Annotated in this window: 16 protein-coding genes and 1 tRNA gene; 6 read left to right on the top strand and 11 right to left on the bottom strand. The window is 63.6% G+C overall.

All coding sequences use genetic code 11. The features are described from left to right. The 3 genes from rpoB to rplJ form a co-directional block, all read right to left on the bottom strand. Window positions 1–2,896 (bottom strand): DNA-directed RNA polymerase subunit beta (gene rpoB / locus WCE35_RS09180; RefSeq protein WP_424593028.1); only part of this gene is annotated, 2,896 nt, incomplete at its 3' end. Window positions 2,897–3,498: 602 nt separating this feature from the next. After that, window positions 3,499–3,870: a 50S ribosomal protein L7/L12 gene (gene rplL, locus WCE35_RS09175; RefSeq protein WP_424593027.1), complete on the bottom strand. Its 372-nt coding sequence runs from the start codon at window positions 3,868–3,870 to the stop codon at window positions 3,499–3,501. A gap of 51 nt (window positions 3,871–3,921) precedes the next feature. Beyond that, entirely contained in the window at window positions 3,922–4,440 is a 519-nt protein-coding gene (gene rplJ, locus WCE35_RS09170) for a 50S ribosomal protein L10 (RefSeq protein WP_424593026.1), read from the bottom strand. Between the two features lie 608 nt (window positions 4,441–5,048). Here rplJ and WCE35_RS09165 point away from each other — a divergent pair. From WCE35_RS09165 to sigJ, 3 genes are read left to right on the top strand one after another with little or no spacing between them, the layout of a single operon-like run. Then, window positions 5,049–5,426, top strand: coding sequence for a hypothetical protein (locus tag WCE35_RS09165; protein WP_424593025.1), 378 nt, complete (start codon window positions 5,049–5,051; stop codon window positions 5,424–5,426). After that, window positions 5,419–5,964, top strand: coding sequence for a hypothetical protein (locus tag WCE35_RS09160; RefSeq protein WP_424593024.1), 546 nt, complete (start codon window positions 5,419–5,421; stop codon window positions 5,962–5,964). Before WCE35_RS09165 ends, WCE35_RS09160 begins: the two co-directional genes overlap by 8 nt. Then, complete coding sequence (gene sigJ / locus WCE35_RS09155) at window positions 5,936–6,829, top strand: RNA polymerase sigma factor SigJ (protein WP_424593023.1); 894 nt, start codon at window positions 5,936–5,938, stop codon at window positions 6,827–6,829. Before WCE35_RS09160 ends, sigJ begins: the two co-directional genes overlap by 29 nt. A 45-nt stretch (window positions 6,830–6,874) precedes the next feature. Here the strand turns inward: sigJ and WCE35_RS09150 are convergent, their stop codons facing one another. Beyond that, the gene (locus WCE35_RS09150; protein ID WP_424593022.1) at window positions 6,875–7,822 is read right to left on the bottom strand and encodes a 2-hydroxyacid dehydrogenase; all 948 of its coding nucleotides are present in this window, start codon (window positions 7,820–7,822) and stop codon (window positions 6,875–6,877) included. Between the two features lie 149 nt (window positions 7,823–7,971). Between WCE35_RS09150 and WCE35_RS09145 the strand changes: the two genes are divergently transcribed. Next, window positions 7,972–8,772 (top strand): intradiol ring-cleavage dioxygenase, encoded by an 801-nt coding sequence (locus WCE35_RS09145; protein WP_424593021.1) that lies wholly within the window; start codon window positions 7,972–7,974, stop codon window positions 8,770–8,772. Between the two features lie 107 nt (window positions 8,773–8,879). Here WCE35_RS09145 and rplA read toward each other — a convergent pair whose 3' ends face one another. From rplA to WCE35_RS09120, 5 genes are all read right to left on the bottom strand, one after another. Then, window positions 8,880–9,572: a 50S ribosomal protein L1 gene (rplA, locus tag WCE35_RS09140; protein WP_424593020.1), complete on the bottom strand. Its 693-nt coding sequence runs from the start codon at window positions 9,570–9,572 to the stop codon at window positions 8,880–8,882. A gap of 6 nt (window positions 9,573–9,578) precedes the next feature. After that, entirely contained in the window at window positions 9,579–10,007 is a 429-nt protein-coding gene (gene rplK, locus WCE35_RS09135) for a 50S ribosomal protein L11 (RefSeq protein WP_424593019.1), read from the bottom strand. A gap of 258 nt (window positions 10,008–10,265) precedes the next feature. Then, on the bottom strand, window positions 10,266–10,796 hold the full coding sequence (gene nusG / locus WCE35_RS09130; RefSeq protein ID WP_424593029.1) for a transcription termination/antitermination protein NusG: 531 nt from the start codon (window positions 10,794–10,796) through the stop codon (window positions 10,266–10,268). Between the two features lie 20 nt (window positions 10,797–10,816). Continuing rightward, complete coding sequence (gene secE, locus WCE35_RS09125; protein WP_424593018.1) at window positions 10,817–11,008, bottom strand: preprotein translocase subunit SecE; 192 nt, start codon at window positions 11,006–11,008, stop codon at window positions 10,817–10,819. Between the two features lie 273 nt (window positions 11,009–11,281). Further along, window positions 11,282–11,357: transfer RNA gene (locus WCE35_RS09120), tRNA-Trp, on the bottom strand. 188 nt (window positions 11,358–11,545) lie between these two features. Here WCE35_RS09120 and WCE35_RS09115 point away from each other — a divergent pair. After that, the gene (locus WCE35_RS09115; protein ID WP_424593017.1) at window positions 11,546–12,769 is read left to right on the top strand and encodes a serine hydrolase domain-containing protein; all 1,224 of its coding nucleotides are present in this window, start codon (window positions 11,546–11,548) and stop codon (window positions 12,767–12,769) included. A gap of 12 nt (window positions 12,770–12,781) precedes the next feature. Here WCE35_RS09115 and WCE35_RS09110 read toward each other — a convergent pair whose 3' ends face one another. Both WCE35_RS09110 and WCE35_RS09105 read right to left on the bottom strand, forming a co-directional pair. Beyond that, window positions 12,782–13,549: an SDR family NAD(P)-dependent oxidoreductase gene (locus WCE35_RS09110; RefSeq protein WP_424593016.1), complete on the bottom strand. Its 768-nt coding sequence runs from the start codon at window positions 13,547–13,549 to the stop codon at window positions 12,782–12,784. 98 nt (window positions 13,550–13,647) lie between these two features. Continuing rightward, the gene (locus WCE35_RS09105; RefSeq protein WP_424593015.1) at window positions 13,648–14,388 is read right to left on the bottom strand and encodes a histidine phosphatase family protein; all 741 of its coding nucleotides are present in this window, start codon (window positions 14,386–14,388) and stop codon (window positions 13,648–13,650) included. A gap of 158 nt (window positions 14,389–14,546) precedes the next feature. Here WCE35_RS09105 and WCE35_RS09100 point away from each other — a divergent pair, with 158 nt between their 5' ends. Further along, the gene (locus WCE35_RS09100; protein ID WP_424593014.1) at window positions 14,547–15,332 is read left to right on the top strand and encodes an SDR family NAD(P)-dependent oxidoreductase; all 786 of its coding nucleotides are present in this window, start codon (window positions 14,547–14,549) and stop codon (window positions 15,330–15,332) included. Window positions 15,333–15,585: the final 253 nt, after the last annotated feature.

Below are 15,585 nucleotides of genomic sequence, written 5' to 3'. Positions count from 1 at the left end.
TGGCCAGACGCTCGATCTCTTCGCGCTCGATCGCCAGCGCACGCTCGTCCTTGTCGACGCCGTGGCGGTTGAAGACGCGGACTTCGACGATCGTGCCCTGCACGCCCGGGGGCACGCGGAGCGAGGTATCGCGAACATCGGACGCCTTTTCGCCGAAGATGGCGCGCAGCAGCTTTTCTTCCGGGGTCATCGGGCTCTCGCCCTTCGGCGTGATCTTGCCGACCAGGATATCGCCGGCGCGCACTTCGGCGCCGATATAGACGATACCGGCTTCGTCGAGGTTCTTCAGCGCTTCTTCCGAGACGTTGGGAATGTCGCGGGTGATTTCCTCAGGTCCGAGCTTGGTGTCGCGGGCCATCACCTCGAATTCCTCGATGTGGATCGAGGTAAAGACGTCGTCCTTCACGATCCGCTCGGAGAGCAGGATCGAATCTTCGAAGTTGTAGCCGTTCCACGGCATGAACGCGACCAGCACGTTGCGGCCGAGCGCGAGCTCGCCGAGATCGGTCGAGGGGCCGTCGGCGATGATGTCGCCCTTCCTGACGACGTCGCCGACCTTCACCAGCGGACGCTGGTTGATGCAGGTCGACTGGTTGGAGCGCTGGTACTTCATCAGCCGATAGATATCGACGCCCGACTTGGTCGGATCGAGATCCTCGGTGGCGCGGATAACGATACGGGTGGCGTCGATCTGGTCGATCACGCCGGTCCGGCGGGCGGCGATCGCGGCTCCCGAGTCGCGCGCCACCACGCCTTCCATGCCGGTGCCGACGAACGGCGCCTCGGCGCGAACCAGCGGCACCGCCTGGCGCTGCATGTTCGAGCCCATCAACGCGCGGTTGGCGTCGTCATTCTCGAGGAAGGGGATCAGGGCCGCGGCGACCGAAACCAGCTGCTTCGGCGACACGTCCATATAATCGACCTTGTCCGGCGTGATCGGCAGCACTTCGCCGGCGTGGCGGCAGACGATCAGGTCTTCGGTGAAGCGGCCCTTGTTGTCGAGCGGCACATTGGCCTGCGCGACGCGATAGCGGCCCTCCTCCATCGCCGAGAGATACACCACCTCGTCGGTGACGCGGCCGTCCTTCACCTTGCGATACGGCGTCTCGACGAAGCCATATTTGTTGACGCGGGCAAAGGTCGCGAGCGAGTTGATCAGGCCGATGTTCGGGCCTTCCGGCGTCTCGATCGGGCAGATGCGGCCGTAATGCGTCGGATGCACGTCGCGCACCTCGAAGCCGGCGCGCTCCCGGGTCAGGCCGCCCGGTCCAAGCGCCGAGAGACGGCGCTTGTGGGTGATCTCCGACAGCGGGTTGGTCTGGTCCATGAACTGGGAGAGCTGCGAGGAGCCGAAGAACTCGCGCACCGCGGCCGCGGCCGGCTTGGCGTTGATCAGGTCCTGCGGCATGACGGTGTCGATATCGACGCTCGACATCCGCTCCTTGATCGCGCGCTCCATGCGCAACAGGCCGATGCGGTACTGGTTCTCCATCAATTCGCCGACCGAGCGCACCCGGCGGTTGCCGAGATGGTCGATGTCATCGATCTCGCCCTTGCCGTCGCGCAGATCCACCAGCGTCTTGATGACGGCGAGGATATCTTCCCTGCGCAGGGTGCGATGGGTATCGGGCGCATCGAGTTCGAGGCGCATGTTCATCTTGACGCGGCCGACCGCGGAAAGGTCGTAGCGCTCGCTATCGAAGAACAGCGACTGGAACATGGTCTGGGCCGAGTCGATCGTCGGCGGCTCGCCGGGACGCATCACGCGGTAGATGTCGAACAGCGCGTCTTCGCGCGTCATGTTCTTGTCGGCATGCAGCGTGTTGCGGATGTAGGCGCCGACATTGACGTGGTCGATGTCGAGCAGCGGCAGCTCCTTGTAGCCCTGCTCGTTCAGCGCCTTCAGCGATTTCTCGGTGATTTCCTCGCCGGCTTCGGCGTAGATCTCGCCGGTCTTCGGATTGACGAGATCTTCGGCGAGATAGTTGCCGGCCAGCTCTTCGTCCGACAGGCGCAGCGCCTTCAGGCCCTTTTCCTGCATCTGACGCGCGCTGCGCACGGTCAGCTTCTTGCCGGCCTCGAGCACCACCTTGCCGGTATCGGCGTCGATCAGATCGTTGATCGTGGAGTAGCCGCGGAAACGGGCCGCATCGAACGGCACGCGCCAGCCATCCTTGGTGCGCTTGTAATTGATCTTCTTGTAGAACGTCGAGAGGATGGTCTCGCCGTCGAGACCGAGCGCGTACATCAGCGAGGTCACGGGAATCTTGCGGCGGCGGTCGATGCGCGCGAACACGATGTCCTTGGCGTCGAATTCGATGTCGAGCCAGGAGCCGCGATAGGGAATCACGCGCGCGGCGAACAGCAGCTTGCCGGACGAATGGGTCTTGCCCTTGTCGTGGTCGAAGAACACGCCGGGCGAACGATGCATCTGCGAGACGATGACGCGTTCGGTGCCGTTGACGACGAAGGTGCCGTTCATCGTCATCAGCGGGATATCGCCCATGTAGACGTCCTGCTCCTTGATGTCCTTGACCGACTTGGCACCGGTTTCCTCGTCGATATCGAACACGATCAGCCGCAGCGTCACCTTCAGCGGCGCGGCATAGGTCATGCCGCGCTGGCGGCACTCGTCGACGTCGTATTTTGGCGGCTCGAATTCGTAGCGGACGAATTCCAGCATCGAGGTGCCGGAGAAATCGGAGATCGGGAATACCGACCGGAACACGGCCTGCAGGCCCTCGTCCAGCCGCCCGCCGACCGGCTCATCGACCATCAGGAACTGGTCATAGGACGCCTTCTGAACCTCGATCAGGTTCGGCATCTCGGCGACTTCCTTGATGTGTCCGAAGAACTTGCGAACGCGTTTGCGACCGGTGAATGTCTGCTGCGCCATCGTGGCCTCTCGTTTCGTCGCCCTGAAGGGGGCGAACCTTCCGAAGCGCGACTGCCATCGCCTCCGGGTTGAATTTCGATTCAAAAGCCAGAAGTCCAATTTCAGGAATAAAGTCCCGAATTCGTTCTTCAGACCTTCAAAACGCAAAACGACGCGCGGGGCGCGCTTGACCGCACCCGCCCGTCACAACTTTTCGCTTCACGGACTGAAAAAGCCCGAAATTTGACTGTCTCCCAACGGCTTACGCCGGGCACCTGCCATGCCCGCCGCCGACCGTGTTTTTCTGCTGCCGCCCCGATATGGGATGGCAATCGTGGAGAGTCGAGGATTAACCCCGCGAATCCCCACACTTTTTTGTGTTCGGCGCGCCACGCGAAAGCCGGTCGCGCACCGTTTGCATGCTTCCGGATGTCGCTCGGCCGAGGCCTCGCGTGTCCGCAATTTGACGCCCCCCGTTTTCGTCATGGCCGGGCTTGTCCCGGCCATCCACGTTCTTGGTGGAGCGATCCCCGGATCGCGCTCGGCTTGCGCCTCGTTTGTCCGGGGATAAGGATCCCGGATAGTGCTTCGCTCGCCCGGGATTTCGCTCAAGTAACCTGCGGTTACTTGAGCTCAACCTTGGCGCCAGCCTTCTCGAGCTGGGCCTTGATCTTGTCGGCCTCGTCCTTGTTCACGCTTTCCTTGACCGGCTTGGGCGCGCCTTCGACGAGGTCCTTGGCTTCCTTGAGGCCCAGGCCGGTGATGGCGCGGACTTCCTTGATGACTTCGATCTTCTTGTCGCCGGCAGCGGCGAGAACGACCGTGAACTCGGTCTTCTCCTCGACCGGAGCAGCGGCAGCGGCAGCGGGACCGGCGACCGCAACGGCGGCAGCGGCGGACACGCCCCACTTTTCTTCGAGCAGCTTGGCGAGCTCGGCGGCTTCGAGCACGGTGAGGCTCGAGAGGTCGTCGACGATTTTCTGTAGGTCAGCCATTGATCAGTTTCCTTAAACGGTTTGGTTCGAACCAGGTTGATTGGCGAAGGGTCAGGCCGCTTCGCTCTTTGAGGCATGGGCCTGAATGACGCGCGCGAGCTTGGCCGCGGGCGCATTGGCGAGCTGGGCGAGCTTGGTCGCCGGCGCCACCAGGAGGCCGACGATCTTGCCGCGCAGTTCGTCCAGCGACGGCAAGGAGGCGAGTGCCTTCACGCTGTCGACATTCAGGACGGTTTTACCCATCGAGCCGCCGAGGATGACGAACGCTTCGTTCGCCTTGGCGAATTCGATGGCAACCTTTGGCGCCGCGACCGGATCTTTCGAAGTTGCGATCACGGTCGGCCCCTTCAGGAGGGAGCCGATGGCTGCGACGTCAGTGCCTTCAAGAGCAATTTTGGCGAGACGGTTCTTCGAGACCTTCACCGAGGCGCCCGCCTGCTTCATCTGCATGCGCAGTTTCTGCATCTGGGCCACGGTGAGGCCGGAATAGTGGGCGACGATCGCGACGCTCGTGGTCTTGAAGACCGCGTTCAGCGCCTCAACCGCGTCCTTTTTTGCCGCTCTTTCCACAGCAAGCTCTCTCCGGTTGGCGGCCTTCGCGATAAGCGAGACCGCCGGGTTGCACCCATCGTCCCGCCCAAAACCTGACCCCTGGACACCAGTCCCAAGGACACGCCGGGCAAGACGACATTGAAAAGCCTGCCCTCCCGGGCCAGATGGCGCGGGGTGTCGAGGTTCGAACCAAACAGGCCAGACGCCGCGAGATGCGACGCCAAGCGAAATCCGGTCTTCACCCGTCTATGCAGGCCGTTCAATTAAGCCGTTGAAAAACTTATCGTTTATCGCAGGCGCCTGCAGTCTCGGACAGGATCGAGGCCAAACGGCTAAGCCGAATGACCCCTGCCGCATTCCACCGACGCGATCGGTTCCTATCCTTTCGAGCAATCCCTACGGACGTCCCAAAAAGGAATAGTCTCCTATCATATCGGGTTTTCGGAATGCGAACACGGACGTGCCAGCAATAGCCAGCACGCCCGGAAGCGGCTCTTTAACGGGTCTGGCCAAGCTTGCCAAGCACTAATTTACAGCCTCGCAGGGCCAGCGAGGCCCGCTCGGATCTTTCGTCCTGGCCCGTCACGCGGAGGCCCGGTCGCTCGTCTGGGACGACGGAGGTTCGCATGCGAAGACTTATAGCAGCAGTTACTGCGGCATTATCCGTGCTCAACGGTTCGACGATGCTGTTTGCCGGCCCCTATTGGTACGCAAACATACCCGGCGTTACCGGGACCGGCCCGTATAACCCGCACTTCGTGCAGGACGTCGGCGTGGCATTTCTCGTGGTCGGCCTTGCACTCGCCGCCCGGGCCTGGCGGTCCCGGTACTGGCCTGCGGCGGTTGCCGGTGCCGGTTTCCTTGCCGCTCACGCCCTGCTCCATCTCGTGATGATCGTAACCGGGCACGATCATCACGCCATATTCGACCTGGTCGCTGTGGTGCTTCCGTCGGCGCTTGCCCTCTATTCAGCCTTCCCTACCCGAGGAGAACGTCATGCGTAGTTGGATCGCGCGGCGCATGCTGCGCACCATGAGCAAGCGCTATGGTTACGATACCGGTTATCTCGAGATGATGCTGAAGGCGTCGCCCTCCGCATTCTTCAAATTCGCGCCCCTCGCGAAAGCCGCCGGTCATCGTGAGGTGGTTCCCGTCGACGCCAGCTTTGCGGCCAAACTCGTCGGCGCCATGGCGGAGGATTGCGGTACCTGCACCCAGCTGGTCGTCGATATGGCCCTGGAAGCAGGCATGGCAAACGACCAGGTCGCGGCGGTGTTGAGCCGCGATCCAGGCGCGATGAATAGCGCGACGAAGCTTGCCTACCGATTTGCCGACGTCGTGGTCCGCCGATCGGCCGATGACCATGAACTTCGCGACGCCGTTCGCGCCCGATGGGGCGAAAAGGGCGTCATTGATTTGACGCTGGCGCTACAAATGGGGCGGATGTTCCCGATGGTGAAAGCCGGGCTCGGTTACGCCAGCGAGTGCCGGCGGGTCAGGGTCGGCGGGCGGGATGTCGATGTCATCAAGCCGGCTGCATGAAAACGATCCGCTTGGGCCGCATCGCGGGCGGTTGATCGGGCTCGCCTATCGCATGCTCGGCAGCCGTAGCGACGCGGAAGATGTGATCCAGGACGCCTACCTGCGCTTCGCCGGCGCACGGGACGTTCGCAATCCGGAAGCCTTCCTGGTCACCGTCGTGACCAGACTCTGTCTCGACCGACTGAAGAGCGCAAAGGTTCAGCGGGAAATCTATGTCGGCCCCTGGCTTCCCGAGCCGGTGTTCGATGCGCAGGATCTCGCCTCGGACGCGGCGACAGAACTGGCTGATGATCTCTCGTTCGCCCTGCTGCTGGCGCTGGACCGGCTGTCGCCGCTGGCGCGCGCCGCTTTCCTGCTTCATGACGTCTTTGACATGCCGTTCTCGGAAATCGCAGGGATGCTTGACCGGACCGAGGCGGCCTGCCGGCAACTGGCGGCCAGGGCTCGCCGCGCCGTGCAACATGTGCGCCCGGCCCCGGCTGCGACGCCGGATCGTCACGCCCGCCTCCTGAGCGCGTTCGGTGAAGCGGTTGCAAGCGGCGACGTATCGCGGCTGGCCCGGTTGTTGCGCGAAGATGCGGTCGCAGTGACCGACGGCGGTGGCCGCAAGCCCGCGGCGCTGCGTCCGGTCACGGGCGCCGACAAGATCGCGCGTCTCTTCATTGGTCTTGCCCGGAAAAACAACGGCCGTGACATCAAGGTCGAACCGATGCTGATCAACGGAACCATGGGCGCCCTGCTCTATCTGGACGGCGAACTCGATCACAGCCTGAGCCTGGCCGTCGACGGCGACCGCATCGCGGCAATCTACCTCGTGCGCAACCCCGACAAACTGAGACACGCGCCAATGTCGGTTTCCCGCTGAGCGATTGGGACGGGCCGTACGCGTCGGTCCCGCCGATGGGCGACCTCAGCTCACGGGATGGGCGAGTGGTCGACCCGCGAAAAACGCCGCGAGATTCGCCATCACGCAATCCTGCATCGCCACATGCGACTCGAGCGTATGGCCGCCGACATGCGGGGTCAGCACCACATTCGCAAACGCGGTGAGCACGTCGGGCGCGTGCGGCTCCTTCGCGTAGACGTCGAGCCCGGCGCCGGCAATGGTCTGGTCGGCGAGCGCCGCGACCAGCGCCGCCTGGTCGATCACCGAGCCGCGCGAGATGTTGACGACATAGCCGTCCTTGCCGAGCCTGCGCAGGATATCGGCGTTGACGATGTGATGGGTGTCGGGACCGGCACGGACCGCGATGACAAGCACGCTGCACCACTCTGCCAGCGCCTCAAGGCTCGGCAGATACTGATACGGCACGTCATGCCGGCTGCGGCTGAAATAGCCGACCTCGGTCTCGAAGCTGGCGACACGCGCGGCGATCTTGCGGCCGATCTCGCCCATGCCGTAGACGCCGATCTTGCGGCCGCGCATGCCCGCCTGCGGGCGCATCATCGGCGACGGCTTTGCGGCCGCCCAGTCCCCGCTGCGCACGTAATTGTCCGCCACCAGCAGGCGTCGCGTCGCCGCCAGCAGCAGCGTGACCGCGATGTCGGCGACCGATGCGGCGTTGGCGCCCGGACTGTGGCCCACCATGATATTTCGCTTCGCCGCCGCCGCGAGATCGACGCCGTCGTAACCGGTGCCGTAACAGACGATCGCGCCGAGCTTGGGCATCAGGTCCATGATGCCGGCGCCGAGCGGCGTGCCGCCCGCCGTGATCATCGCGCGGATATCGGCGAGTTGCCCGGCGCTGAAAATTTCGCGCGGCGGCTTGCCGGCGGCGTCCATCAATTCGTAGCGCTCGCCGATCCGCAGCATCAGCGCCTTCGGGAAGCGGGAATAGATCAGGACTTTGTCTCGCATCCGTTGAATCCCTGCGGGCTGGGCCGGCCCAAACGTCTTCGGCCGTTATCGCGGCGCATTCGGCGCCAGCATTTGTGACTTTACTTCACTGTGGTCGGCCCGTGTACCATGCCTTCGCATGTCAACATGCGCATCTGGAAGGACAACCGATGTCTCACTTCGGAAAATCGCGTTTCACCCGGCGCGCGACCATCGGCGCGCTCGCGTCCGCGCCGGCGATCATCGCATCCGCGCCGCGCGGGTTGGCGCAGACGGCAGCCCCGACGGTTCCGCTGACCCCGGCATGCACCCTCACGCCGGCTGCGGTTCCGGGTCCGTTCTATTTTGATCCGAAACTGCGGCGGGCCGACATTACCGAGGGACATCCCGGCGCGCCGCTGCGGCTGCGCTTCATCGTGATGGATGCCGCCAATTGCACCCCGGTCTCGGGCGCGCGGATCGACGTCTGGCATACCCGCGCCGACGGCTACTATTCGGGCTATCCGGGCCAGGGCGACAGGCGCAACGTCGATACCACCGGTGGCACTTTTATGCGCGGCACCCAGTTTGTTGACGCGCGCGGCGAAGCATCTTTCGTTAGCGTCTATCCCGGCTGGTATGGCGGGCGCACCGTGCATGTCCACTTCAAGATCTTCATCGACGACAAGGATATGCTGACCGGGCAAATGTATTTTCCGGATGCGCTCAGCCAGTATATTTTCGCCAATGTCGGCGCCTATCAGCGCAAGGCGGCCCGTAACGTTTTCAACGGCAACGACGAACTCGCGCTGTCGGACACCACCCGTGGCGGCTTTTGCGACATTCGGGAACAGGCCGATCATTATCTGGCAACGCTGGTGGTGGGCGTCAGCCGCACCAAGGTCGCCGTGCTCGACGAGGCTCCGACGCCGCCGGTCCAGCCTCGCGCTATCGTGCCGGGGGTCGCCCCCGCCAGGCAGAAGAACGGCTGACCAAACGAGGACCCGCTGCCGGTCAGCGTCGCAACATCGTCAATGAAAAGGGCGAAACGGCTTCACGCCGTTTCGCCCTGGTTCATCAAACCTCTCGCGAGCCACGCCTAGCCGAGCAGCGTGCCCGGCTCGACCTTGACACCCGGGCCCATGGTGGAGGAAACCGCCACGCGCTGGATGTAGGTGCCCTTGGCGCCGGCAGGTTTGGCCTTGGCGACCGCGTCGGCGAGCGCCTTGACGTTCTGCACCAGCTTCTCCTCGGTGAACGAGGCCTTGCCGATGCCGGCCTGCACGATGCCCGCTTTTTCGACCCGGAACTCGACCGAGCCGCCCTTGGCGCCCTTCACGGCGTTGGCGACATCCATCGTCACCGTGCCGATCTTCGGGTTCGGCATCATGCCGCGCGGGCCGAGCACCTTGCCGAGGCGGCCGACCAGCGGCATCATGTCGGGGGTGGCGATACAGCGATCGAAATCGATCGCCCCGCCCTGCACCTTTTCGACCAGGTCTTCGGCGCCGACGACGTCAGCGCCGGCAGCCTTGGCCTCCTCCGCCTTGGCGCCGCGGGCGAACACGCCGACGCGCAAGGTGCGGCCGGTGCCGTTCGGCAGCGTGACCACGCCGCGAACCATCTGGTCGGCGTGACGCGGATCGACGCCGAGATTGATCGCGATCTCGATGGTCTCGTCGAATTTCGACTTGGCGCGCTCCTTGACCATCTTGATGGCATCCGCGAGCGGATAGAGCTTTTCGCGGTCGACGCCCTCGCGGGCCTGCTTCAAGCGTTTTCCGATTGCCATGACCCGTTACCCCGCAACTTCCAGACCCATCGAACGGGCGGAGCCCTCGACCATCTTCATGGCCGACTCGACGTTGTCGCAATTGAGATCCTTCATCTTCTTCTCGGCGATCTCGCGCACCTGCGCGGTCGTCACCTGGCCGGCCTTGTCGCGGCCCGGAGCCTTCGACCCGGACTGGATTTTGGCGGCCTGCTTGAGAAAGAAGGACATCGGCGGCGTCTTCATCTCGAAGGTAAAGGACCGGTCCGCATAGATGGTGATGACCACCGGGATCGGGGTGTTCTTCTCTTCCTTCTGCGTCTGGGCGTTGAACGCCTTGCAGAATTCCATGATGTTGAGACCGCGCTGACCAAGCGCGGGACCGATCGGGGGCGAAGGATTCGCCGCGCCGGCCGGCACCTGCAACTTCAGGTATCCGGTCACTTTCTTTGCCATGTCTCACTCCTCATGTTGCCCCGGAGGATTCCGGGCGCTTCACAGGACCGTGGTGCGGTTCACCTGACGGCTGGCGACCGTCAGTCCCCTTCCACGGCATTCCGAAAGCGTCGCCGCTTCCACTCTCGTCATGCCCGGGCTTGACCCGGGCATCCATCGATCTTCGCATATTCTTTTCTACGAAGAAGATGGATTGCCGGGTCATTTAGCACAAAGACGCGCTGCGCGCTTCCGCCCGGCAATGACAATACAACACGATCAGACCTTCTCGACCTGAGCGAATTCCAGTTCGACCGGCGTGGCGCGGCCGAAGATCGACACCGCGACCTTGACGCGCGACCGCGCCTCGTCGATTTCCTCGACCACCCCGGAGAACGAGGCGAACGGCCCATCGGCCACGCGGACATTCTCGCCGATTTCGAATGACACCGATGCCTTCGGCCGTTCCACGCCTTCCTGCACCTGGTGCAGGATCCGCATCGCCTCGACTTCCGAGATCGGCATCGGCTTGTTTTCGGCACCGAGGAAGCCGGTCACCTTCGGGGTGTTCTTGATGAGATGAAACGCCTCGTCGGTCAGCTTCATCTTCACCAGCACATAGCCCGGGAAGAACTTGCGCTCGGCATCGATCTTGCGGCCGCGGCGCACCTCGGTGACCTTTTCGGTCGGCACCAGCACCTGCTCGAACAGTTCCTCCAGCCCGCGCTGCTTGGCCTGCTCGCGGATCGATTCCGCGACCTTCTTTTCGAAGTTCGAATAGGCGTGGACGATATACCAGCGCTTGTCCATGGTTTGAGTTATGACGCTCATCAGTGGATGCCCAAGAGGAAGGTGATGAGAACGCGGATGATCTGATCCGCGGCGAAGAAGAACACCGAAGCCAGCGCCACCATCACGAATACCATGATGGTGGTGATGGTCGTCTCGCGGCGTGTCGGCCAGGTGACCTTGGCGGTCTCCGAGCGCACTTCCTGCAGGAATTTGAACGGGCTGAAAGCCATCGTTGGGTATCCGCGTCCTTCGTGAGACGATTGGTGGATAGGGAATCCGAACAGCCGACTTAAGCCCAGCCCTCGCTTGAAGGATGAGCCGCCAGGCGGGCTCGATTGTTCGGGGGGATTTCAAAGCCGCGCCGGATATCCGTCAAAGCGGGCCGGCAGCAGGTGGCGGGTATGTACCGCGGGCGGGGCCAAAGGTCAAGGTACGGCGGACCAACAACCTATGAACCGGGTTGAAGCCGCCAGCGCCGGATCGGCCAAAATCAAGGGTTTAGCTGGCAGGAGTGGCAGGGCTCGAACCTGCGACCCCCGGTTTTGGAGACCGGTGCTCTACCAATTGAGCTACACTCCTGCAGGGAACCGGACGTCGCTGCCAGTTCGCGCCGTTTCAAGCATAAGCCATGCCCCAAATGCAAGGGTGAAGCGGCAGGTGAGCCGCGCCAGCATCTGTTCAAATCCCGCCTTCTGCGTCAGACTTCACCAGGACAGCCGATGGGGTCTGCCCATCGCCGAACCAATAAAAAGCCAATGGAAGAGGCCATGAACGCGCAAACCGCCGCCAGACAGACGCCAGCCCCGCAGACCGCGTCCCTCCCCCACGCCAAACCGGAATCGATCGGGCTTTCCACCGCGCGCCTGCAGCGGATGTCGGACGCGTTCAAACGCGAGATCGACAAGGGCACCCTCCCCGGCGCCACCGTGATGGTGGCGCGCCGCGGCCAGATCGGCTGGTTCGACGCGATCGGCCGGCAAAGCCCCGCGGGCTCGGCGCCGATGGCGCACGACACCATCTTCCGCATCTTCTCGATGACAAAACCGATCGTCTCGGTCGGCATCATGATGCTGCTGGAAGACGGCCATTTCCTGCTCGGCGATCCCGTCGCCAAATTCATTCCGGAATTCGCCGGCCAGAAGGTCGGCGTCGAGTACAACGGCAGGCTCGATCTGGTGCCCTTGAGGCGGCCAATGACCATCCAGGATCTGCTGCGGCACACCTCCGGCCTCACCTACGATCACACCGGTAACGGCCTGGTGCAGCAGCTCTATCAGCAGTCGCGGCTGCGCAGCCGCAAGATCACCAACGCCGAGCACGCGACGATTCTCGCCGGCCTGCCGCTGGTGTGCCAGCCCGGCGCGGAATGGAACTACAGCCGCTCCACCGACATTTTGGGCCGCATCATCGAGGTCGTGAGCGGCAGGTCGTTTGGCGCGTTCCTCACCGAGCGCATCCTGGCGCCGCTGCAAATGACGGAGACCGCCTTCCACACCGGCGAAGCCAATGCCGGCCGCCTCGCCGAACCGTTCCCGACCGATCCCTGGAACGGCGACCAGGTGCAACTCTTCGACATGCTGGAAAAGCCCGCGATGGAGTCCGGCGGCGGCGGGCTGCTCTCGACCACCATGGACTACGCGCGGTTCTGCCAGATGCTCCTGAACGGCGGCTCGCTCGACGGCATCAGGATCATCGGCCGCAAGACGCTGGAATTGATGGCGTCCGATCATCTCGGCCCCACCGTCAAGGTCGATTCTCCCCTGATGCCGGCCGGACACAGTTTTGGCCTCGGCTTCGCGGTCCGTACCCACCAGGGCATGGCGCCGTTCCCGGGATCGCTCGGCCAGTACTTCTGGAGCGGGATGGCCGGAACGTTCTTCTTCATCGATCCGGCCGAACATCTGTTCACGGTGTTCATGATGCAGGGCCCCGGCCAGCGCGAATATATCCGCTCGATGCTGCGAGACCTGGTGTACGCGGCGGTGGAATGACGAGTCGAAGTCTCAACTGATCGTCGCGCCGCCGTCGATGACGATGGTCTGGCCGGTCATGAAGTTGCCGGCCGCCGATCCCATCAGCACCGCCGCGCCCGCGATCTCGTCGGGAATACCGATCCGCAGCAGCGGCGAGCGCGCAGTCGAGGCCTTCAGGGCTTCCGGATTGTCCCACAGCGCCTTGGCAAAATCAGTTTTGATCAGGCCCGGCGCAATGCAGTTCACCCGGATGTTGTGCGGGCCGTATTCGCAGGCGAGATTGCGCGCGAGCTGCATGTCGGCGGCCTTCGAGATCGCATAGGCGCCGAGCACGGTGGAGCCCTTCAGGCCGCCGATCGAGGATACGATGACGATCGAGCCGTCCTTGCGCGGGATCATCTGCGGCACCACCATGCCGATCAGCCAGTTGTTGGCGACGATGTTGTTGTCCAGAATCTTGCGGAACTGGTCGTCGGAAATGCCACCGAGCGGACCGTAATAGGGGTTCGAGGCCGCGTTGCAGACCAGCACGTCGATCTTGCCGAAGGCGCGGTTGCTTTCGTCGACGAGGTGCTGGAGGTTCTCCTTGCTTGAAATATTCGCCGCGATCGAGACCGCGGCCCCCTTGCCGAATTTTTCGTTGATCTCTTTTGTCACCTGGTCGCAGACATCCTGCTTGCGCGAGGAGATCACCACCTTGGCGCCGTGCTCGGCCATGCGCTCGGCGATGGCGCGGCCGATGCCGCGGGTCGAGCCGGTGATGACGGCGGCTTTTCCCGACATATCGAACAGGGTCATGCGTTCCTCCAGGATTGACCGGCGTCGATCGCGCCGGTTTTGGTTTTCGATTTCAAGCTAAGCAGCCTTTGCGGCGTTCGACAACCGAAGCGGCCTCGTCAGGCGAGTTTGCTGGCGGTCGCGATTTCCGGCCCGGCCGGCTGGTGCATGGCGTTGTGCGAGGCATCGGCGATCCACGGCTGCTGGTTGACCATCGGAATGCGCCAGCCGCTGTGGCCGGCGCTTGCGAGATGATCGAGCCGCGTCACCGAGCAATTGTCGATGGTGAAGGCGAGGCCTTGCGCCGGCTGGCCGCCAAGCGCGAGGCCGACCGCGGCCTTGATCGTCCCGCCATGCGCCACCGCGATGATGTCCTTGCCGGCGTGCTCGGCACTGATGCGGTCGATCGCGCCCTTCACGCGGTTGTAGAGATCCAAAAAACTTTCGCCGCCGGGCGCGGGATCGTCGATCGGCGCAAACCAGTAGCTGCCGACCTCGATCGGCCGGCTGGCGAAGAACGCGGCGCGGTTCAGACCCTGCCACTCGCCGAGATGCTGCTCGGCAAATGCGGATTCCTGCGCCATGCCGACCGGTCTTGGAAATCCGGCGGCCCAGATCGCATCCGCGGTCTGGTGCGTGCGCTTCAGATTGCTTGCGACCCAGACCGCGTCGCGCGGCAGGATTTTTCCGACCGCCTCGAACACCACGCGATCTGAGGTGTCGCAGCCCAGATCCTTCTGCCCGTAGATGCAGCCGTTATCCTCGCGGACCGGCGCGTGGCGCACCCACCACCACCGGGTCGCCACCACGCCGTCGGGAACGGAATGCTGCACGACGAACGGTTTGTCTTTATTGGACATCGCCAAAACCCTTCAATACTGTTTGATCAGGCTGTACGTCAGCGCGCGCATCGCCTCAAGCGACTTGTCGTTTCAAGCGATCTGGGCGTTTGAAATCCTGTTTGAAATTCCGCAAGGCGGCAGGCCGCGACCATCACGAGACTGCAAGGGAGAAACGCATGGGCCGCCTCGAAGGCAAATCGGTCATCATCACGGGCGCCGGAAGCGGCATCGGGCGCGCGGCATCGCTGCTGTTCACCAGGGAAGGCGCCAGACTGATCGCGGTCGACCGCAGCGAGAGCGTGAAGGAGACCGCCAAACTCGTCAGCGACGCCGGCGGCACCGTCGAGGCCGTGATGGCGGATGCGGGTTCGGAACACGACGTAAAAGCCTTCATCGACAGAGCGGTGTCGAAATACGGCCGGCTCGACGCGATCTGGGCCAATGCCGGTGTCAGCGGCGGGCTGGTGCCGCTCGCCGAACAGACCGTGGAGCAATGGCAGGAGGTGCTGCGCGTCAACCTGATCGGCCCGTTCCTCGCGGTCAAACATGCGATGCCGCACATGATCAAGCAGAAATACGGCTCGATCGTCTGCACCGCCTCGGTCGCCGGCCTGAAAGCCGGCGCCAGCGGCCATCCCTATGCGGCGAGCAAGGCTGGCGTCATCAGCCTGGTTCAGACCACGGCCTATTCGCTGTCCGGCACCGGCGTGCGCATCAATGCGGTGTGTCCCGGCCTGATCGAAACCGGCATGACCAAGCCGGTGTTCGACCGCGCCAAAGAGCGCGGCACCGCCGACAAGATCGGCCAGCTCAATCCGCTGAAGCGCGCCGGCCAGCCGCACGAACTGGCGGCGATGGGATTGTTCCTGGCGAGCGACGACGCATCCTATGTCAACGGCCAGGCGATTCCGGTGGACGGCGGCCTCACCGCCTCGATGCCGTATACGGGCAAGCCGGTTTAGGCGCGACGAACCGCGCGACGCTTGATCCGTTCGTCGTCCCGGCGAATGCCGGGATCAATAACCACCGATGTGAGTTGTGGAGGGGATTGCGGCTCCAGCGTGCGCAACAATTGACATTCGTGGGTGGGTCCCGGCTCGAGGCCGGGACGACATCCATTGTTCCCGCGGCGCGATCCGCGCGCCGCCAGAACTGCCAGTTGAACGCGGCGAGCCGTTAACGAGCCGTAAAAAGGGGTCATTGGCAATCAACGGC

This window comes from Bradyrhizobium sp., assembly GCF_049691595.1.
GTDB lineage: Bacteria > Pseudomonadota > Alphaproteobacteria > Rhizobiales > Xanthobacteraceae > Bradyrhizobium.
This window is presented reverse-complemented; position numbering and strand designations above follow the sequence as displayed.

What these genes read in the sequence shown, in the direction of transcription:
- nusG (WP_424593029.1), bottom strand. Translation starts at nt 10,796, where the DNA reads ATGGACAAGCGCTGGTATATCGTCCACGCCTATTCGAACTTCGAAAAG.
- rplL (WP_424593027.1), bottom strand. Translation starts at nt 3,870, where the DNA reads ATGGCTGACCTACAGAAAATCGTCGACGACCTCTCGAGCCTCACCGTG.
- WCE35_RS09105 (WP_424593015.1), bottom strand. Translation starts at nt 14,388, where the DNA reads ATGTCCAATAAAGACAAACCGTTCGTCGTGCAGCATTCCGTTCCCGAC.
- WCE35_RS09100 (WP_424593014.1), top strand. Translation starts at nt 14,547, where the DNA reads ATGGGCCGCCTCGAAGGCAAATCGGTCATCATCACGGGCGCCGGAAGC.
- WCE35_RS09145 (WP_424593021.1), top strand. Translation starts at nt 7,972, where the DNA reads ATGTCTCACTTCGGAAAATCGCGTTTCACCCGGCGCGCGACCATCGGC.
- WCE35_RS09150 (WP_424593022.1), bottom strand. Translation starts at nt 7,822, where the DNA reads ATGCGAGACAAAGTCCTGATCTATTCCCGCTTCCCGAAGGCGCTGATG.
- rplK (WP_424593019.1), bottom strand. Translation starts at nt 10,007, where the DNA reads ATGGCAAAGAAAGTGACCGGATACCTGAAGTTGCAGGTGCCGGCCGGC.
- secE (WP_424593018.1), bottom strand. Translation starts at nt 11,008, where the DNA reads ATGGCTTTCAGCCCGTTCAAATTCCTGCAGGAAGTGCGCTCGGAGACC.
- WCE35_RS09165 (WP_424593025.1), top strand. Translation starts at nt 5,049, where the DNA reads ATGCGAAGACTTATAGCAGCAGTTACTGCGGCATTATCCGTGCTCAAC.
- WCE35_RS09160 (WP_424593024.1), top strand. Translation starts at nt 5,419, where the DNA reads ATGCGTAGTTGGATCGCGCGGCGCATGCTGCGCACCATGAGCAAGCGC.
- WCE35_RS09110 (WP_424593016.1), bottom strand. Translation starts at nt 13,549, where the DNA reads ATGACCCTGTTCGATATGTCGGGAAAAGCCGCCGTCATCACCGGCTCG.
- rplA (WP_424593020.1), bottom strand. Translation starts at nt 9,572, where the DNA reads ATGGCAATCGGAAAACGCTTGAAGCAGGCCCGCGAGGGCGTCGACCGC.
- sigJ (WP_424593023.1), top strand. Translation starts at nt 5,936, where the DNA reads ATGTCGATGTCATCAAGCCGGCTGCATGAAAACGATCCGCTTGGGCCG.
- WCE35_RS09115 (WP_424593017.1), top strand. Translation starts at nt 11,546, where the DNA reads ATGAACGCGCAAACCGCCGCCAGACAGACGCCAGCCCCGCAGACCGCG.